Annotated in this window: 19 protein-coding genes; 8 read left to right on the top strand and 11 right to left on the bottom strand. The window is 29.4% G+C overall.

Annotation, left to right across the window (positions count from 1 at the left end):
• Nucleotides 1–57: 57 nt before the first annotated feature.
• Genes dsbD through SR63_RS01340 form a run of 3 tightly spaced genes read left to right on the top strand, consistent with a single transcriptional unit; the run spans nt 58 to nt 3,820 of the window.
• Entirely contained in the window at nt 58–1,761 is a 1,704-nt protein-coding gene (gene dsbD / locus SR63_RS01350) for a protein-disulfide reductase DsbD (RefSeq protein WP_002854923.1), read from the top strand.
• On the top strand, nt 1,758–2,426 hold the full coding sequence (locus SR63_RS01345) for an MOSC domain-containing protein (RefSeq protein ID WP_002856871.1): 669 nt from the start codon (nt 1,758–1,760) through the stop codon (nt 2,424–2,426). Before dsbD ends, SR63_RS01345 begins: the two co-directional genes overlap by 4 nt.
• Nucleotides 2,427–2,476: 50 nt before the next feature.
• Nucleotides 2,477–3,820 carry a sodium-dependent transporter gene (locus SR63_RS01340; RefSeq protein ID WP_002852070.1) on the top strand — a complete coding sequence of 448 codons (1,344 nt, stop codon included), beginning with the start codon at nt 2,477–2,479 and terminating at the stop codon, nt 3,818–3,820.
• Here the strand turns inward: SR63_RS01340 and SR63_RS01335 are convergent.
• The 5 genes from SR63_RS01335 to peb4 form a co-directional block, all read right to left on the bottom strand.
• Nucleotides 3,812–4,687: a 1-aminocyclopropane-1-carboxylate deaminase/D-cysteine desulfhydrase gene (locus SR63_RS01335; protein ID WP_002866473.1), complete on the bottom strand. Its 876-nt coding sequence runs from the start codon at nt 4,685–4,687 to the stop codon at nt 3,812–3,814. The genes SR63_RS01340 and SR63_RS01335 overlap by 9 nt on opposite strands.
• The gene (locus SR63_RS01330) at nt 4,674–5,627 is read right to left on the bottom strand and encodes an OmpA family protein (protein WP_002866472.1); all 954 of its coding nucleotides are present in this window, start codon (nt 5,625–5,627) and stop codon (nt 4,674–4,676) included. Before SR63_RS01330 ends, SR63_RS01335 begins: the two co-directional genes overlap by 14 nt.
• A complete protein-coding gene (locus SR63_RS01325; RefSeq protein ID WP_147498331.1) occupies nt 5,624–7,066 on the bottom strand; it encodes a MotA/TolQ/ExbB proton channel family protein in 1,443 nt (480 codons plus the stop codon). Before SR63_RS01325 ends, SR63_RS01330 begins: the two co-directional genes overlap by 4 nt.
• Before the next feature lie 94 nt (nt 7,067–7,160).
• A complete protein-coding gene (gene fbaA / locus SR63_RS01320; RefSeq protein ID WP_002866470.1) occupies nt 7,161–8,225 on the bottom strand; it encodes a class II fructose-bisphosphate aldolase in 1,065 nt (354 codons plus the stop codon).
• A complete protein-coding gene (peb4, locus tag SR63_RS01315) occupies nt 8,225–9,046 on the bottom strand; it encodes a peptidylprolyl isomerase PEB4 (RefSeq protein ID WP_002876664.1) in 822 nt (273 codons plus the stop codon). Before peb4 ends, fbaA begins: the two co-directional genes overlap by 1 nt.
• 80 nt (nt 9,047–9,126) lie before the next feature.
• Here peb4 and nth point away from each other — a divergent pair, with 80 nt between their 5' ends.
• Genes nth through SR63_RS01290 form a run of 5 tightly spaced genes read left to right on the top strand, consistent with a single transcriptional unit; the run spans nt 9,127 to nt 11,754 of the window.
• Nucleotides 9,127–9,753, top strand: a complete 627-nt coding sequence (nth, locus tag SR63_RS01310) for an endonuclease III (RefSeq protein WP_002866467.1) — start codon at nt 9,127–9,129, stop codon at nt 9,751–9,753.
• A complete protein-coding gene (locus SR63_RS01305; RefSeq protein ID WP_002866466.1) occupies nt 9,750–10,400 on the top strand; it encodes a DNA/RNA non-specific endonuclease in 651 nt (216 codons plus the stop codon). The genes nth and SR63_RS01305 overlap by 4 nt, the downstream gene beginning before the upstream one ends.
• 10 nt (nt 10,401–10,410) lie before the next feature.
• Nucleotides 10,411–11,043, top strand: coding sequence for a trimeric intracellular cation channel family protein (locus tag SR63_RS01300; RefSeq protein ID WP_002852232.1), 633 nt, complete (start codon nt 10,411–10,413; stop codon nt 11,041–11,043).
• A 58-nt stretch (nt 11,044–11,101) separates the two neighbouring features.
• Nucleotides 11,102–11,542: an EexN family lipoprotein gene (locus tag SR63_RS01295; RefSeq protein ID WP_002866465.1), complete on the top strand. Its 441-nt coding sequence runs from the start codon at nt 11,102–11,104 to the stop codon at nt 11,540–11,542.
• Entirely contained in the window at nt 11,533–11,754 is a 222-nt protein-coding gene (locus tag SR63_RS01290) for an EexN family lipoprotein (protein WP_072238629.1), read from the top strand. The genes SR63_RS01295 and SR63_RS01290 overlap by 10 nt, the downstream gene beginning before the upstream one ends.
• On the opposite strand, the gene cmoA is transcribed toward SR63_RS01290, so the two are convergent.
• Genes cmoA through folP form a run of 6 tightly spaced genes read right to left on the bottom strand, consistent with a single transcriptional unit; the run spans nt 11,744 to nt 18,090 of the window.
• The gene (gene cmoA / locus SR63_RS01285; protein WP_072238630.1) at nt 11,744–12,454 is read right to left on the bottom strand and encodes a carboxy-S-adenosyl-L-methionine synthase CmoA; all 711 of its coding nucleotides are present in this window, start codon (nt 12,452–12,454) and stop codon (nt 11,744–11,746) included. The two genes, SR63_RS01290 and cmoA, sit on opposite strands and share 11 nt — an antisense overlap.
• Nucleotides 12,441–13,295: a bifunctional riboflavin kinase/FAD synthetase gene (locus tag SR63_RS01280; RefSeq protein WP_002876662.1), complete on the bottom strand. Its 855-nt coding sequence runs from the start codon at nt 13,293–13,295 to the stop codon at nt 12,441–12,443. The genes cmoA and SR63_RS01280 overlap by 14 nt, the downstream gene beginning before the upstream one ends.
• Nucleotides 13,261–14,022: a TlyA family RNA methyltransferase gene (locus tag SR63_RS01275; RefSeq protein ID WP_002866462.1), complete on the bottom strand. Its 762-nt coding sequence runs from the start codon at nt 14,020–14,022 to the stop codon at nt 13,261–13,263. The genes SR63_RS01280 and SR63_RS01275 overlap by 35 nt, the downstream gene beginning before the upstream one ends.
• Entirely contained in the window at nt 14,019–15,023 is a 1,005-nt protein-coding gene (locus SR63_RS01270; RefSeq protein WP_012006666.1) for a hypothetical protein, read from the bottom strand. The genes SR63_RS01275 and SR63_RS01270 overlap by 4 nt, the downstream gene beginning before the upstream one ends.
• A complete protein-coding gene (ligA, locus tag SR63_RS01265) occupies nt 15,004–16,947 on the bottom strand; it encodes an NAD-dependent DNA ligase LigA (RefSeq protein ID WP_002876660.1) in 1,944 nt (647 codons plus the stop codon). Before ligA ends, SR63_RS01270 begins: the two co-directional genes overlap by 20 nt.
• Nucleotides 16,948–18,090, bottom strand: coding sequence for a dihydropteroate synthase (folP, locus tag SR63_RS01260; protein ID WP_002876659.1), 1,143 nt, complete (start codon nt 18,088–18,090; stop codon nt 16,948–16,950).

The raw sequence follows: 18,090 nt of genomic DNA, 5'->3' as shown, positions 1-18,090 counted from the left end.
ATAATAAATTATAATTGAAGCTAAAAATAAAGGAAAAAATAAGTTTTTAGGAAATTTATGCGTATTTTTGGTATTATTTTATTAAGTTTTTGTTTATGTTTTGCTTCTATATTGTCTTTAAATGAAGCTTTTAATGTAAAATCAAACTCTTATAATAACTCTATCTCAATTGATATTGAACTTGGAAAAGATATTTATCTTTATTCTAATAAACTTAAATTATATATAAACGAAAAAGATATAAGTTCTTTGATTAATCTACCTCAAAGTTCTACAAGAGGTAATGAAAATGTTTATTATCAAAAATTAAATTTAGCTTTGCCAAATTTATTACTAGAGCACTTTGCAAAAAATACCACAAATTTAATCAAACTCGAATTTCAAGGTTGTTCTGAACAAGGCTTGTGTTATAATCCTCAAACTTGGTACTTTGATCTCATTTCTAAAAAAGATGCTTTTGAAATTTCAAAACCTTACAAAACTCAAAAAACAGATAAAAAAACTAAAATTGAATCTGAAGAAAGCTCTATAGCAAATTTTTTAGCAACAGATAACTTTTTTTGGATTTTGCTAAGTTTTTTTGGCTATGGACTTTTACTCTCCTTAACACCTTGTATTTTACCTATGATTCCGATTTTATCTTCTCTTATCGTAGCAAAAAGTAATGCTAAATTTTCAAAAAAATATAGTTTTTTTCTCTCTTTTATCTATGTTTTTTTCATGTCTTTAGCCTATGCTATTGCTGGAGTTATAGCAAGTTTTCTAGGAGCAAGTATTCAAGGAATTTTACAAAAACCTATTATTTTAATTCTTTTTGCTCTAATTTTCATAGCTTTTGCTTTTGCTATGTTTGGAGCTTTTCGTTTTGAATTGCCATTAAGATTTCAAACCTTTATACATAAAAAAAGCGAAAAAGGGAAAGGAGTTTTAGGTATAGCCATCATGGGATTTTTATCTGCTTTAATAGTAGGTCCTTGCGTAGCAGCTCCTTTAGCAGGTGCTTTAATTTATATAGCCAATACAGGCAATGCTTTATTAGGCGGTAGTGCGCTTTTTATCATGAGTTTTGGCATGGGTATACCTTTGCTTTTCATAGGCTTAGGATTAGGTTTTATTAAACCTGGTTTTTGGATGGAAAAAGTAAAAATTTTCTTTGGTTTTGTTATGTTGGCTATGGCTATTTGGATACTTTCTAGAATTATTGAAGAAAATTACATTTTAATTGCCTATGGAATTTTAGGTGTATTTTTTAGTGTTTTTATGGGAATTTTTGAAAAAAGTTTTACAATAATTTCTAAAATTAAAAAAAGTATTTTAATTCTTATTTTAGCTTATTCTCTAAGTATTTTCCTAGGGGGACTTTTTGGGGCTAAAAATTTCTTAAATCCTTTAAATTTCAATACTATATCTGCCTCAAAATCTGCTTTAAGCTATGATTATATTAACAATTTTGAACAATTAAAGCAAGAAATACAAACAAATACAAAGCCCATAATGCTTGATTTTACTGCATCTTGGTGTGAAAATTGCAAACTTTTAGATGAATTAACCTTTAGCGATGAAAGAATCATACAAAAAATGCAAAATTACAAACTTATCAAAGTTGATGTAAGCGAAAATAATAATGAACAAATTAAAACCATGAAAGAATTTAATGTTTTTGGCCCACCTGTTTTAATTTTCTTTGAAAATGGAAAAGAAAAATTAAAAATCACGGGTTTTATCAGTGCTGATGATTTATTAAAAAAACTAGAACCATGAAAATTCAAAGTTTGCAAATAGGGAAAATTAAAAACTATAAAAATTTCCAAAGCGCATTTATTAAAGATACTTACCTAGAAGAAACACAAATTGATTTTCTAGGTATTTTAGATGATCAAATAGCTGATAAAATTCATCATGGAGGCTACCATAAGGCTATTTTTGCCAACTCTTGTCAAAACTATCCTATATGGGAAAGATTTCTTAATAAAAAGCTAAATTTTGGCTCAATGGGTGAAAATTTGAGCATCGATGGGCTTTGTGAACAAAATGTTTGCATAGGTGATATACATCAAATTTCAAATGCAATACTGCAAGTAAGCGAACCTAGAAAACCTTGTGTAAAAATTTCTAAAATTCACAATAATTCAAATTTTACACATGAAATTTTTAAAACGGGCTTGAGTGGATGGTATTATAAAGTTTTACAAGTTGGACAAATACGAAAGTATGAAAATATTAAAATTTTAGAAAAAAATTCTACTTCACTTAGTGTATTTGAACTCAATCAACTTTTTTACTCCCCACATCAAGCTCTTAGACAAAATCCGATTTTATTAGATAAATTAGAAAAATTAAACTCTCTCATATCTCAAAATTGGCACGAAACGATACACAAACGCTTAAAAAATACTTACGATATAAGCTATATGGATAGCTTATAAGTTTTTAAAGTTATTTTTAGGTAAAATAATTCTTTTTCGAAAGGATAATCATGCAAAGACAAACATGGAGTAGCACACTAACTTATATTCTAACAGTTGCTGGAGCAACCATAGGATTTGGAGCAACTTGGCGTTTTCCCTATCTTGTAGGAGAAAATGGTGGCGGTGCTTATGTATTAGTTTTTTGTATAGCTATGATTATCATAGGCATTCCTGTTATTTTAGTTGAAAATGTCATAGGCAGAAAAGCGATGACAAATAGCGTAGATGCTTTCAAACAAAAATGGCAAAGTATTGGATATATGGGACTTTTAGGAAGCTTTGGCATAATGGCTTACTACATGGTACTTGGAGGATGGGTTTTAGTTTATATTTGGGAATTAACCCTAGGGAATTTTAGTCTTGCTAATGTAGTAAGCAAAGAATTTACTCATCAGTTTTTTAACGACAAAATAGCCTTCAATCCTTTAGGAGTTGGTATTTTTACCACTGTTTTTGTAATTATTAATTATATTATTTTAAAAAGAGGCATTATAGATGGTATAGAAAAATCCGTAAAATTTTTAATGCCTTTGTTATTTATCTGTCTTATTATTGTTGTAGGACGCAATTTAACCCTTGATGGAGCTATGGCTGGAGTTAAATTTTATCTTGAACCTGATTTTAGTAAAATTTTATCACCAAAACTTTTAATCGATGTTTTAGGACAAGTCTTTTTTGCTTTATCCCTAGGTTTTGGGGTAATGATAACACTTTCATCTCATCTTAATAAAAATGAAAATATGGCAAAAACCGCTATTTATACAGGGGTTTTAAATACTATCATAGCTGTTTTGGCTGGTTTTATGATTTTTCCAGCACTTTTCTCAGCGGGACTTGCTCCAGATAGCGGGCCTTCTTTGGTTTTTGAAACTTTACCTATAGCATTTTCTCATATCCATTTTGGCACCATTGTGTGTATTTTATTTTTTGTCTTACTCTTGATTGCAGCTTTAACCACAAGCTTACCAATTTATCAAGTTATTATTAGTGTATTAGAAGAAAAATTTAAATATTCTAAAAATCTTTCTATTAACCTAACTCTAGGATTTATCTTCATACTTGGTAATCTTCCTTGTATTCTAACTTATGGGCCTTGGCGTGATATTGTTATCATCAAAGGAAAAAACATTTTTGATAGTTTTGATTTCATTAGTGGAAATATTTTGTTTGTTTTAACTGCATTTTTTTGCTGCATTTACGTAGGTTGGATCTTAGGCAAACAAGAAAGTCTAAAAGAACTTAGCAATAACAATACACTTAAAAGTTCATGGTTTGGAATTTGGTTTTATTATGTAAAATATATAGTACCTTTGATTATTTTAATCATTTTTATCTATGGAATTTTAAACTAATTTTTTAAATTTATATCTCTCTAACATAGTGGAATTTCCTAAAATTCCACCTTGATGTATATAAAGCAATGGTTTTTTCCACTCTTGTTTTAATGCTATACTTAATCCTAAAATATCATACAACAAGTCAAATTCTATATTGCACTTTAACTTTAAATCCATATAAAGCTCATAAAATTCTTTATACGGCTTAGCAAAGTGATATTTTTTATCACTTGTTAAAAATTCTAAATTTGAAAAATCATAGCTTGGATCTAATGTTAAAATTTGTTTTTTAAGATATTTAATATCACCTACACAAGCGCAAGTAAATACTTTAAATTTAGAATACTTTGCCAAAAAAGCTGCCGAAGTGCCTGTACCCGAAGGTAAAAAAATATCAAAATCAAGCTTTAAACTTTGACTTTGCATTTGAATTTCTTGAGCAAGTTCCATATAGCCATATTGAGCTTCTAAATTAGCTATGCCTTGTTCTATAAAAATATCATCTTTTTTACACAAAGAAAAAGCAAATTGCTTTAAGGATAAAGAATGGATATTTTCTACAAAATCAACACCATTTTCTAAAGCTAAAGCATAGTTTCCACAAGGATTATTCTTAAGAAAAGTAGAAATTTTTTCACAAGCAAAAACAAGTTTATATGATCTTTGTTTAGCAAAAATACTTAATGCCGCCAAAGCATTACTTTGGCTTCCTCCATAACTTATAAAAGATTGATTTTTAGGATATCTTTGATGGATATAAAAAGCAAGTTTCCTAGCTTTATTTCCATTAATTTCTCCTAATAAATCATCTCTTTTAATATAAAATTCAAATCCGTTAAAATTGATTTTTTGTATAGGACTAATTGTTTTAATGAAATTCAAAGAATTTTTCTACATCCTTTAAAGCATTATCATTTTTAATGCTAAATTTTATTTCTATGCGACGACTCTTATCCTTATCTTCAACTCCATTGACAAACACAGGATCTGAAAAAGAACGTCCACTTGCCATTAAAAGCTTTTGAAGTTTATCGCTCTTATAAAAAGTATAGATAAAATTCATCACCTCATAAGCTCTTTTTTGCGACAAATCTAAATTATAAATATAAGATCCATCACTATCAGTATGTCCTTCAATAATGATATTTTCAATGTTGGAAAAAATTTTTGGATCTTCAAGAATAGCATCAAAATATTCGCTTAAGATTTTTCTCAAACTTGCCTTTGCCTCATTTTTTAACACATAAGAATCTTTATCAAAAAGTACTTCAGCAGGCAAAGAAATAGATCCTGTCTTTTCATCTATAGTGATATTATTATCAAGCTTACTTTGTAATTCCTTGCTTAAATTTTCACGAATCAAACCAAGATTTTGCACCTTTTCTTTAGCTTTTTGAAAATCTTCTTGTAAATTTTTAAGCTCTTCATCTTTTTTCTCTAGTTGACCTAGTAAAATCAAAATTTGCTTATCTTTATTATCTAAAGTTAAGTTTAAATCTTTGCTTAACTGCTTGTAATTTGTAATATTAGCCTCTAATTCTGCTTTTTGAGAATTAGCAAGATTTAAAGCACTAGAAGCATTGTTTAAATCAGAACTTAGTTTAAACACTATGGCTTCTTTATTTCTAAGCTCTTCTTTGCTCTCCTCTAAGCGTGCCTCTTGTTTATTGAGATTATCTTTGATTTCTTTTAAATCACTTTGAGTTAAAACATATTTTACAACAATAGCACCTATTAGCAAAATAAAAACAAACAGCAATCCTGCCATTAAATCAGCATAAGCTATCCAAAAATTGCTATCTTCTTTTGACTCATTTTTCATTTATTTTCTTTATCTTCATTTTTTAGCTCATCATTGCTTTCTTGCTTAGATATTTCTGCTTGAATTTCATCTTGATTTTCTTCAGTCTTAGACTCTGAAAAATCTTCTATTTGTTTGGTTTCATTTTCTTTATTCTGATTTTCATCTCCAGAAAGCTTGCTCATCATTTGACTTGTTTCTTCATCAAGTGCTTTCATTTCTTTTTTAAGCTCATCCATCATTTTGATTTTAGCATCGATACTTTTTTCTTCTTCATATACTTCTTTAAATTTATGCATACCTTCAAACAAGCTTGCTTTAAATCCTTCAAAAACCTTTTCTTGACTTTCCAACATTGCTTTTTCATAAAGTTCAAAATTTTTACCAAAACGCTCTACTTTTTCATCGAATGCACCTAGCGTCTTATCAAGATGATGAATTTTATCACTACTGATATCGAGCAAGCGATTATATTGTTCTGACATTCTTGTATTGATTTCTTTTAAATTTTGATTGAGTAAACCTATACCATTTAACATTTCACTATAAAGCTTTCCAAGATCGCGTTGATCTCTTTGTGCTTTACTAAGCTCACCCATGGTTTGTTTGATGTGTTCACTACTTAATCTAATAGCCTTTTCTTCTACATTTAGCATATCTTGGAAAATACCAAATTTTCTATCAATAGCATGATCAAGCTCTGCAAAAAAATCATCATTACTAACTTGTTTAAAAATTGCTCCAATTTTTTCAAAATGTTGCAAACTCTCGGTTAAATATCTTTGATCAAGCTCTTCTTTTGTCCAAAAAAATCCACTTGTAGCGTTTTTTTGACGATTTAACAAACGATCTATTTTACTTTTACCATATTTTTCAAAAAACATCCACCATAATGCAAGAAAAATTCCATAAATTGAAACATAAAAAGCAGTTCCTACTCCGCTTAACAAATCTGCAATTTCTTGTTCTAAAGCGGCTGTATCACTAGAGCTAAAATTTGGCATTGAAAAAGCTATGCTGATAAAAGTTCCTAAAATTCCCATCATTGGAAAAATTGCCGAACCTATACTAGCAAAATTCTCATTTCTTGCACCTTTAATATATGTATAAGCAAAGTCATCAAAATTGGCATTTGATTTCGTGTCTTTCCCTATGGCAAGAAAATGCCTCATAATATGTCTTTTTAAAGCCTGTTTAAATTCATCTTTTTGTTGTTCAAAAATACTATACGCATACTCAGCACTATGTCTAGCAAAAATCAATGCTGTAAAAAAAATCACACCTGTCATAATAACCGTATGCAATTCAACCTTAAAGTCAATTACATTAAAATAACCCAATAAAATCAAAATATAAAGAAAAGCTGGAATAAAAATAATTTTAAAATAAACCAAAGAACCTCTTGCGTCTTTGCCTTCAGGCAAAACAAGTTCTGAAATTTCATCTGATTTAATATCCATGAAACCAATACCTCATTAAAAATTTTATTTTAAAGATTGCTACTCAATTTGATAAAAATTTTTAAAACAAAATAAAACTAAGCCTTTAAAATGCTTAGTTTTTGTTTATACAGTTTAAATCTTCAAAAGCAATTTCAAGACGCTTTACCATACTTTCTTCACCGCTTCTTAACCAAACACGCGGATCATAGTATTTTTTATTTGGCTTGTCATCACCTTCTGGATTTCCAATTTGTCCTTGCAAATAAGCCCTATTTTTAAGTTCATATTCACGCACCCCATCCCAAAAAGCCCACTGGGTATCTGTGTCAATATTCATCTTAATTACGCCATAGCTTACTGCATCTTTAATATCTTTTAGCTCGCTACCGCTACCACCATGAAATACAAAATTTATAGGCTTATCGCTATTTAAAGCAAATTTATCTTTTACAAATTTTTGCGAATTTTTTAAAATTTCAGGTTGTAAACTAACATTTCCTGGCTTGTAAACTCCATGTACATTTCCAAAACTTGCTGCAATTGAAAATTTATCACTAATTTTTCCAAGTCTTTCATATGCAAGTGCTACATCTTCTGGTTGGGTATAAAGCTTGGAATTATCAATACCTGTATTATCCACTCCATCTTCTTCGCCACCTGTACAACCTAGTTCTATTTCAAGCGCGACACCTAAAGCATCAAATTTTTGAAGATAAACTTCACAAGTGCTAAGATTTTCTTCTAAACTTTCTTCGCTAAGATCAAGCATATGAGAACTAAATAAAGCTTGTCCATGGGTTTTTTTATATTGTGCATTTGCCTCAATAAGCCCATCAATCCAAGGCAAAAGTTTTCTTGCAGCATGATCAGTGTGTAAAATCACAGGTACACCATAAGCTTTAGCAAGTAAATGCACATGTTTAGCCCCACTAATTGCACCTAAAACTTCTCCATTAGGACAATTTTTCCCTGCATAAAATTTTGCCCCACCATTTGAAAACTGGATAATAACTGGAGAGTTAACTTTTTTTGCAGCTTCTAAAACTGCATTAATAGAATCAGTTCCTACAACATTAACAGCAGGGATAGCAAAACCCTCTGCTTTAGCATAGTCATAAACTTTATTAAGCTCATCTCCGCTAATCACCCCTGCTTTTACAATGTCTAAAACACCCATTATTTATATTCCACTTTAGCACTATTTAAAAGATCTTGGCCTTTTTGATTGATAACTTTTTTAAATTCTTCAAATTTAAGTCCGTTTTCAATACCTTGTTTTACTTCATCAAATTTGATTTGACCTTTAGCCTGCGAATTTTCTTTTAAGATTACATGATAACCAAAATTCGTTTTTACTGGAGTTGTAGTAATAGTACCATTTTTAAGTGCGAAAGCAGCATCTGTAAAAGGCTTTACCATAGTTGATTGATCAAACCAACCAAGCTCACCACCTTGGTTTTTTGAACCTGGATCAATTGATTTCTCTTTAGCAAGCTCGCTAAATTTAGCATCTAGTTCTTTACCTTTTGAACCTTTAAGTTCGTTAATAATATCCTTAGCTTCTTTTTCTGTCGCTACTAAGATATGTTTTGCTTGCACTCTTGCAGGTTTTACATATTTGTCTTTATTTTGATCATAAAAAGCTTTAACTTTAGCCGCATCAATTTTAATAGTATTTAAAATTTTCTCTTGATAAACATTAACAAGTATTGCATCTTTTGCACGATCAAGTTCTTTTGTATATAAAGGATCTTTTTCTAAATTTTGTTTTTTAGCATCTTGCAAAATTAAATCTTGCATAATATATTGCTGAATAAGAGCTTTTTTTTGATTATCCGGCAAAGTTTTAAAATCCTGTCCTCTAAGCATAGGGGCAAAAAATTCACTTACTTCTGTATCACTAATGCTCTTGCCATTAACAGTGGCTACTGTAGCTGCATTTACATTTAAAGCTACACCTGCAATCAAAGCTGCTGCGACTAAAGAAAATTTTTTCATTAGGTTTCCTTTTTAATAAAATGTATATAAAATCAATTATATCTAAACTTGGTTTAAAGCTAATTAACTAAAATTAAAAAATGAAAAGAAATTTAGAAATCAAAGAACTTTTTTTAAAACATTTTGACAAGCCTGTAACAGAGCTTAAATTTTCAAATTTATATGAGCTTTTAGTCTGCGTGATGCTTTCAGCCCAATGCACTGATAAAAGAGTTAACCTCATCACTCCTGATCTTTTTAAAGCTTATCCTGATATCAAATCCCTTGCAAATGCAAATTTATCAAGTCTTAAAACCTATATACAAACTTGTTCATTTTTTAATAATAAAGCACAAAATCTTATAAAAATGGCAAAAGCAGTTTGTGAAAATTTTGACGGAGAAATTCCCCTTGAAGAAGAGAAATTAAAATCCTTGGCAGGCGTAGGACAAAAAACCGCTCATGTAGTTTTAATAGAATGGTGCGGAGCAAATTTCATGGCTGTAGATACTCATGTTTTTAGAGTTTCTCACCGCTTAGGACTTAGCAAAGCAAAAACTCCAGAAGCTACAGAAGAAGATTTAACAGGCATATTTAAAGACAATCTTAACTATCTTCATCAAGCCATGGTTCTTTTTGGACGCTACACCTGTAAAGCTAAAAAACCTTTATGTAAAGAATGTTTTTTAAATCATCTTTGCAAAAGTAAAGATAAGGAACTTAAATGAAAATTTTCATCTTTTTACTCGCTATATCTCTTAATATTTTTGCCTTAGAATCTTACAAACCTAGTGCTGATTTTTCTTCTTATTTTAACAATATAAATTGCTCGCAAATCTTAGATAAGTTTTTTTATCTAAATTGCTATGATTATAAACTCAAAGGCACAAAAGCCGTTGCTTATAAAGTAGAAGCTTCAAATTTAAAAGATAAACAAATCAAAAAACGCCCTCGCTTTGAAGATGATACAAATATTCCTAAAAAATACCGCACTACTTGGAGTGATTATAAAAACAGTGGTTACACACGAGGACACACTGCGCCTAATGCTTCTTTTAGCTTTAGTAAAGCTGCTCAAAATTCAGTATTTTTAATGAGCAATATTACCCCACAAATTGCACAAATAAATAATAAAATTTGGAATGAAATCGAGCAAAGAGAAAGAAATTTGGCTTTCAAATTTCAAAGTATCGAAGTTTTAAATTTAGTACTTTACGATAAAGAACCACTATACATTAAAAACCGTATTGCTATACCAAGTTTTTATGTAAAAATTATTAAAACTCCGAAATTTAAAGAATGCTATCAAGTACCAAACCATGAAGTAAATGATGAAAATATTAAACAGTATCAAATAAATTGTGATAAATTTTAAGGTATAAATTATGGAGATAAATGCTCTTACGATAACCACTCTTTATATCATAGGTATTTCCGCAGAAGGAATGACAGGGGCTTTAGCTGCAGGACGCCATAAAATGGATCTTTTTGGAGTTATTTTTATTGCTCTCGTAACAGCAATTGGAGGCGGAAGCATAAGAGATGTGCTTTTAGGACATTATCCTTTAACTTGGGTTAAACATCCTGAATATATTATTTTAATCTGTTTTTGCGCCCTTGTAGCCACAAAAATTCCGCGCGTAGTAACCAAACTTGAAACTTTATTTCTAACTCTTGATGCTATAGGACTTGTTGTTTTTAGCATACTTGGAGCTCAAATAGCCATAGATCAAAACCATGGCTTTATCATAGCCGTTGCTGCTGCTGTAATCACCGGTGTTTTTGGTGGAATTTTAAGAGATATTTTATGTATGAGAATCCCCTTGGTGTTTCAAAAAGAAATTTATGCAGGAATTGCCATAATTGCAGGAGCAATCTATTATTCTCTAATAATTTGGCTTGAGCTTAATGCTCTAGTTTGCACACTTTTAACTCTTTTTATAGGAGTTTTTGCAAGGCTTTTAGCTATCAAATATCAATGGTCTTTACCTATTTTTTCTTACAATGAAGAAAAATAATTTATCGTTGCTTTATACAAGTTTGCTAAGATATTAAAAAATTTTAGGAGATTGATAAATGCGAAGACTAAGTATTTTACTTACGATTTTAATAGTTATTAATATAACAGCTTGCGATAGCAAAACAGAAAATTACTACAAAAATCATCCTAGTGAAGCAAAAGAAAAAGCGAAAGAATGCAAAGAAAGCGGAACTCTTAGCGAAGATTGTATTAATGCATTAAAAGTTGGTGTTAAGCCAACAAATGAAGAGAGTAAATACAGTCCAAACACACCAAAAAAATCTGATAATCAGATATTAGAAGCTTTAAAACAAAATGATTTAAAAAAAGAAAAAACCACAAAAGATATTAACCAAAGTTCAGAAAATAATGAAAGTATTATAATACCACCTATAACAGAAACACCTTCTGAAATTTATCCTTCCAAAACAACAGAAAACAATCAAAGTTCTATCTTTAGCGATGATGTTAATATAACACAGGAAAAATTACCATGAAAATAACTCTTTTTTTAAGCCTTATTGGTATATTTTTTGCAGCATGCGAACAAACCAAAAGTGTAGAATATTATCAAAATCACCCCGAAGAAGCAAAAAAAAGAAGTTTAGAATGCAGACACAAAGCTATCATCAGTCAAGATTGTGTTAATGCGTATAGGGTAGGTTTTCCAAAAGATGAATGGGAAGATGAAAATATTTCTAATCCTTAAAAGCTATGAAAGTTTCAAAATTTGCCCATTTAAAAATACTTTCTATTTTCTTAAAACCTGCCTTTTCTAGCATGTTTAAATTTTCTTTTTGACTATAAGGAATTAAAACATTTTCTAAAGCTTCTCTTTTGGCTGCAATTTCAAATTTAGAATAACCTTGTTTTTCTTTATAATCTGCATAAAGTTCTATGATATTTTTAGACAAAAAAGCATCTTCATAAAGGATTTTTTCACTCATAATCAAAATGCCTTTAGAGTTTAAATTTTTATAAATTTTATCAAGTAATTCTTGTCTTTTAGGAGGGCGAATAAACTGCATGGTATAATTTGCCACAAAAACATCGCAAACAAAAAAATCAAATTCACATAAATTAGTTTCAAAAAAACTTATATCAAGCCCATAAGCTTTAGCTTTTGACTTTGCAACTTCAACCATAGAAGCAGAATTATCCACGCCAAAAAGTTTAAAATCCTTTCTTAGATTTGCCAAAAAAATCAAAAAATTAGCACTTGAGCAGCCCAAATCACAAATACTTGCGTTTATAGGTAAAATTTTAGCCAATAAATTGCCACAAAGTTCTAAATTTTCTCTATAAAATGGCACAGAACGATTGATCATATCATCAAAAACACTAGCCACGCTTTTATCAAATTCAAATTGTTTTTTAGGGCTTTGTTTAAAAAGTTCATCTTTCATCATTTTTCCTTAATAATTCTTTAGCTTGCTCTATGTCTTTGGCAATTTGATTTTTAAGTTTTTTTAGATCTTGAAATTTTTGATTCTCTCTTAGAAAAGATATAAACTCGAGTTCGAAAAACTCCCCTTGTGTGAATTTTTCACCCAATTCTTCTAAAATATGACTTTCTATAGCAAAATTTTCATCGCTTGACCTTATACCTAAAAAACTCACACTTTTATAAATTTTTCTTTGACTTTTTAACAAAGTAGCATAAACACCATTTTGAGGTAAAAAATAACCTTTACAATCTAAATTTATAGTCGCAAAAAGTTCTTTAGAGCCCAAACCTTGTCCTTTAATCATCTTCCCTTTGATACTATAATCTCTTCCTAAAAATTCTTTTGCTTTTTGCAAATTTGCTTTTGATAAAAAATCCTTAATTAAACTTGCATGAACACCTATTCCGCCTATGCTAAATTCATCAACTATTATAGTTTTTATCCCACTTAAAAACTCAATATCTTTAGCATTATAAGCCCTATTTTTCCCGAAAGAAAAATCATATCCCACTACTATAAATTTCAAATTGACAAATTCTTTTTTCAAAAAGCTTAAAAAATCTTTACCATCTAAAGATTTTATACTTTCAAAATCCACTTCTATAACTTTTTTTCCTGAAATTTCTTCTTTTTGACGATTTGAACAAAGAAATTGACCCTTAAATTTATTAATAACTAACAAAGCCCCATTCTCATCTAAACATTTTACAAGCTTTAGATGTCCTAAATGCATACCATCAAAACAACCTATGGCTAAAGAAGTAATATTAATTTTTGATATAGTAGTAAAAATATTCAACATTACCTTCCTTTCCTTTAATGCTTGATTTTTGCGTATTTTTTAAAAGCCAACCCAATTTAGCACATTCTTTTTCAAAATCCATTCTTGCCTTTAAGATTGCCTTATCATCTTTTAAAACACCCTTTTTATCTCTTTTGATATTTTTCCCTACTTCAAACTGAGGCTTAAAAAGTAAGATAATTTCCTTTAAAGCTAAATTATCGATATAATAAAGTAAATTAATAAGAGAAATAAAACTCACATCACAAGTAATAAGTTCAAATTTTTCTTCACTTTTAAAGGCTCTGAGATCTGTATTTTCATGCAAGATAATTTTTTCATTTGTTCTTAAACTTAGATGGAGTTGATTGTTACCTACATCAAGAGCAGTGATTTTTAAAGCCTGATTTTCAAGTAAAATTTGCACAAAACCACCCGTGCTAGATCCTATATCAAGACAATTTTTATGTTTTATTTCAATATCATTTTCTTCTAAAAAATTTTTTAATTTTAAAGCCGCCCTTGAAACATAAATTTCACTTAAAAGATCCAATTTTAACCCATCAGTTAAAAGTATATCTTCAGGATTTAAATCTTGCGTTTTTTTTAAATTTTCTAAAAAATTTTTCACATCAAAAGAAGCTTTAAAACTTTTACCATTAAGCAAAACCTCTTCATTTTCTATAAGCTCTAAAGCTTTATTTCTACTGATATTTAAACGCTTTGAAACAAAAAAATCAAATCTCATTTTAAACTCTCATTTATTCTTTTTTCCAAGTCTTCTTTTTCTTTAGAAAACCACCAAATGCCTATTTCAAAAGCATTTTTTTTAAAAATTTCTCTAAGATCTTTAAGATCTTTTTCAAAAAGATCTTTTTCTTTTTGAATTAAACTTAAGTTATTATCTTTTAAAAAATCAAAATTATTCATCCATAAAAGTATTTGTTCTTGTTCGGATTTTAAGGCATTATTTCTTTGCTCTTTTAAAAAATAACTTCCTAAAACCATGATAAAACACAAAAATAAAACAATTATTTTTATCTTTATTTTCAAAACAAAATTAAAAACAAAAGCCAAAAGAGAACAAAACATAAAAAAATTAAAAAAATCAAAAATAAAATTTAAAACCCTAAATCCCAAATATCCAAAATAAGAAAAAATAAAAAATTTTAAATTTGAAATAAAATGTAAAAATTCAGACAAAAAATCAAAATAAACAAAAGAAGCGCTCTTATAAGCAATGATTTTCCTAGAAAAAAGTTCTAAATTTAAAATTTCATTGTAAGTAAAAAAAAGCCCATAAAATGCATAAAATAAAGCAGTAAAAAAACTAGCGATAACAACTATTCTAAAATCATTATAAGCATTATCTACAAATTGCAAATGTAATTCTTTTTTTAAAAATATCATCAATAAAGGCAAAATTATAAATATAAAAACAAAATCAATTTTTTCAAGATTTAAAAAATTTAAAAATAAAGAAATAAGTCCAAAAATCGCCAAGAAAAAACTAAAAATATAAAGATAAAAATCCCCCATACTAATACGATAAAACAAACTTCCCTTAATCAAAGTAGCTTCTTTTATAATATTTTTTCTAAGCTTTAAAAATAAAAAGAATTCCCAAAAAAGTGTTAAAAAAATAGGAATTAAAAAAAATAAAGAAAAAACAGTCCTTTGCCAAGTTAGTAAAAAGCCAAAAAGGCTTAAAAGCGTTAAAATATAAGAACTATTCTTTAACAAGCTCATTAAAAGCACTTTCATCTATACATTTTATTTCAAGCTCTTTAGCCTTAATCAGCTTAGAACCTGCCTCTTCTCCAAAAAGCACATAGTCAGTCTTTTTAGAAACTGAGCCACTTACCTTACCCCCAAGCTTTTCTATCAAAGCCTTAAACTCATCTCTTGAGCGTGAAAGAGTACCTGTAATTACAAAAGTTTTACCAAAAATCACACCATCGCTTTTGATTTCAAGTTTTTCTATTTTCAAATTTAAAAGCTTGTAAAACTCATCAATTCTTGTACGATTAACACGCGTAAATTCGCAAAGACTTAAAGCCATTTGCTCTCCAAAACCTTCTAAATTGGCATAAGCTTCAAAGCTTTGCTTGTGCCACTCTTTACCAAAACTTAAACTTAATTTTTTAGCCGCAACCTCGCCAATATGCTCTATCCCTAAAGCTGTGATAAAACGAAAAAGCTCACATTCTCTTGCTTGTTCTATAGCATTTAAAAGATTGTTAATTTTCTTTTCCTTAAAGCCTTCCAAACCTTCAAAATCACTAAATTTTAAATGAAAAATGCTCTCAAGCGTAGTGATTTTTTTGTGTTTGTATAAAAGCTCTACTATATTTTCTCCAAGCCCGTCGATATTAAGACATTTTTTAGAAACAAAATGAATGATAGAATTTACAAGTCTATCCTCACAATCTATATTTTGACATTTTATTAAAGTTCCTTCATCTAAAAGCTCACTTTGGCAAGTAGGACAAAGCTTAGGGCGTGAAATTTCCATCTCTAAACCTTCTCTACGATCTTTAAAAACCTTAGTGATTTTAGGGATAACATCGCCACTTCTTATCACGCTTACAAAATCATTGATTTTAACATCAAGTCTTGCAATCTCATCAAAATTATGGAGTGTGGCTGATTTTACTACAACCCCATCTAAATTTACAGGTTCTAAAACCGCCACAGGAGTGATCACTCCACTTCTTCCCACTTGTAAATTTACGCCTATTAAACGCGTGGTTTTTTCAAGTGCAGGAAATTTAAAAGCTGCCATAAATTTTGGAAATTTTACCGTATAGCCTAATTCTTCACAAAGTGCAAGATCATCAATTCTTACCACCATACCATCCATCATCATAGGCTTTTTTTCTCTTAAAGCTAAAAGCTCATCATAAGCTTTTAAAACCTCGTCTAAATTAACACAAAGTCTTACAAAATCATCTTTTAAAAAACCGAGCTCTCTGATAAATTGCATCACCTCACTGTGTTTAGTAAAATTTAAGGTATTTTCCCCTAGTCCCCAAGGATAAAATTTCAAATTCCTTTCTTTGGTGATGCTTGTATCAAGCTGCCTTAAACTCCCACTTGCAGCATTGCGTGGATTGGCAAATAAACTTTGATTTAAAAGGGCTCTTTTTTCGTTGATTTTCTCAAAATCATCTTTTAAAATCACCACTTCTCCACGAATTTCTATCCTTTCTTTATAGGCTATATTTTTAGGTATATTTTCTATCTCAAAAACATTAAGCGTTATATCCTCACCCACTTCGCCATCGCCCCTAGTGGCACCGCTTACTAATTTACCATTTTCATAAAGCAAATTTAAACTCGCTCCATCAAATTTAGGCTCTATAAAAAAGTTTTTTTCACATTTTGCGCGTTTTGCCCAAGCCCTAAACTCACTCTCATCAAACACATCTTCCATCGACCACATACGCTTTAAATGAGCTATTTTTTTAAACTCGCTTTGTATAGTAGGAGCTATTTTTTGCGTTGGAGAGTCTTTTGAAATTTCATCTTTATTTTGTTCTTCAAAAGCTCTTAATTCTCTGATTAAAGCATCGTATTCTTCATCGCTAGCCAAGGGTTCATCTTTTTCATAATATGCCCTCATCCACAAATTTGCTAAAGCAACTTTTTCTAAATACTCTTCTTTTTTCATCTAAACTCCTATATTATCCATTGCCTGTGCTAAAGCAAAAAGTTGTTTGTGCTCATATAAATCATGCACTCTTATAACACTAGCACCATTTTCAAAAGCCTTTAAATGCAAATACAAAGTTCCTGCTAAACGATCTTTAATCTCGCTTTGAAAATACGCATTAATCACACTTTTGCGACTCGCACCTATAAGCAAAGGCTTATTAAATTGTAAAAAATGTTCTAAGTGTTTGATTAAAATCATATTATGGCCCGCACTCTTTCCAAAACCAATACCTACATCTAAAATACTTTCTTTTACTCCAAAACTTTCTAAAAGCTCAAGTTTTTCTTTAAAAAACAAAGTCATCTCATCAAGCAAATCTTCATAAAAAGGATTATCTTGCATGTTATTTGGATTGTTTTGCATGTGCATTAAGCAATATTTTGCCTCATACTTACTTGCAAGTTTGGCTAGATTAAGATTTCTTAAACTTGTAATATCATTAATGAGTTTAAAACCCTTATTTAAAGCATATTCTAGACAATATTCATCAAAACTATCTAAACTAAAAATTGCTTGTTCGTAATAATTTTTCTCATAAATTAAGTCAAGTACTTTTTTCAGTCTTTTAAATTCCTCTTCCTTACCACAATACTCACTCCCAGGTCTTGAACTAACCGCACCTATATCGATATATTCAGGCTTTAAAGCAAGAAAGTCATTAAGTCTTTTTTCAAAGTCTTCTTCACTCACACGACTTTTTGCATTAAAACTGTCTTCATTAACATTAATCACTGCCATAAGCTCGGCTTTTTTCGGTTTTAAAAAATCTTTTTGCAAAAAAAGAGCCAAATTTTTAAGTCCAAAATCTTGAAGTTTTTCTTTGACAATAAGCTTTTGAATTTGCTCTTTACTTGCCATTAAAAGCACATTTGAATGAGTGATTTTTGCAGTAATTACTTCTTTATGAGTAATAAGTTCAGCTCCTACTCTTAAAGCATCTTGTTTTAAAATATTTGCCGCAGGAGTAGAAATATCTTTGATAAAAATAAAATGAATTTTTGTTTTTTCACTCATAATCTTTTGTCCCATTTTATGAGGGTTTATGAAAGAACAAAGCAAATTAAAATCGGTGTTTGGATTGATTTTAAAAAATTTCAT

The sequence above is a fragment of the Campylobacter sp. 2014D-0259 genome, from assembly GCF_008000505.1.
Taxonomy (GTDB): Bacteria; Campylobacterota; Campylobacteria; order Campylobacterales; family Campylobacteraceae; genus Campylobacter_D; species Campylobacter_D jejuni.
The sequence above is the reverse complement of the archived record's forward strand: the minus strand, read 5'-3'. Positions and strand labels throughout refer to the sequence as shown.

Coding starts and splice junctions, on each gene's coding strand:
- SR63_RS01275 (WP_002866462.1), bottom strand. CDS start 14,022: ATGAGATTTGATTTTTTTGTTTCAAAGCGTTTAAATATCAGTAGAAAT.
- SR63_RS01325 (WP_147498331.1), bottom strand. CDS start 7,066: ATGGATATTAAATCAGATGAAATTTCAGAACTTGTTTTGCCTGAAGGC.
- SR63_RS01305 (WP_002866466.1), top strand. CDS start 9,750: ATGAAAATTTTCATCTTTTTACTCGCTATATCTCTTAATATTTTTGCC.
- SR63_RS01340 (WP_002852070.1), top strand. CDS start 2,477: ATGCAAAGACAAACATGGAGTAGCACACTAACTTATATTCTAACAGTT.
- folP (WP_002876659.1), bottom strand. CDS start 18,090: ATGAAATTTTTTAAAATCAATCCAAACACCGATTTTAATTTGCTTTGT.
- peb4 (WP_002876664.1), bottom strand. CDS start 9,046: ATGAAAAAATTTTCTTTAGTCGCAGCAGCTTTGATTGCAGGTGTAGCT.
- SR63_RS01330 (WP_002866472.1), bottom strand. CDS start 5,627: ATGAAAAATGAGTCAAAAGAAGATAGCAATTTTTGGATAGCTTATGCT.
- nth (WP_002866467.1), top strand. CDS start 9,127: ATGAAAAGAAATTTAGAAATCAAAGAACTTTTTTTAAAACATTTTGAC.
- dsbD (WP_002854923.1), top strand. CDS start 58: ATGCGTATTTTTGGTATTATTTTATTAAGTTTTTGTTTATGTTTTGCT.
- SR63_RS01345 (WP_002856871.1), top strand. CDS start 1,758: ATGAAAATTCAAAGTTTGCAAATAGGGAAAATTAAAAACTATAAAAAT.
- SR63_RS01295 (WP_002866465.1), top strand. CDS start 11,102: ATGCGAAGACTAAGTATTTTACTTACGATTTTAATAGTTATTAATATA.
- ligA (WP_002876660.1), bottom strand. CDS start 16,947: ATGAAAAAAGAAGAGTATTTAGAAAAAGTTGCTTTAGCAAATTTGTGG.
- SR63_RS01270 (WP_012006666.1), bottom strand. CDS start 15,023: ATGAGCTTGTTAAAGAATAGTTCTTATATTTTAACGCTTTTAAGCCTT.
- fbaA (WP_002866470.1), bottom strand. CDS start 8,225: ATGGGTGTTTTAGACATTGTAAAAGCAGGGGTGATTAGCGGAGATGAG.
- SR63_RS01300 (WP_002852232.1), top strand. CDS start 10,411: ATGGAGATAAATGCTCTTACGATAACCACTCTTTATATCATAGGTATT.
- SR63_RS01280 (WP_002876662.1), bottom strand. CDS start 13,295: ATGTTGAATATTTTTACTACTATATCAAAAATTAATATTACTTCTTTA.
- cmoA (WP_072238630.1), bottom strand. CDS start 12,454: ATGATGAAAGATGAACTTTTTAAACAAAGCCCTAAAAAACAATTTGAA.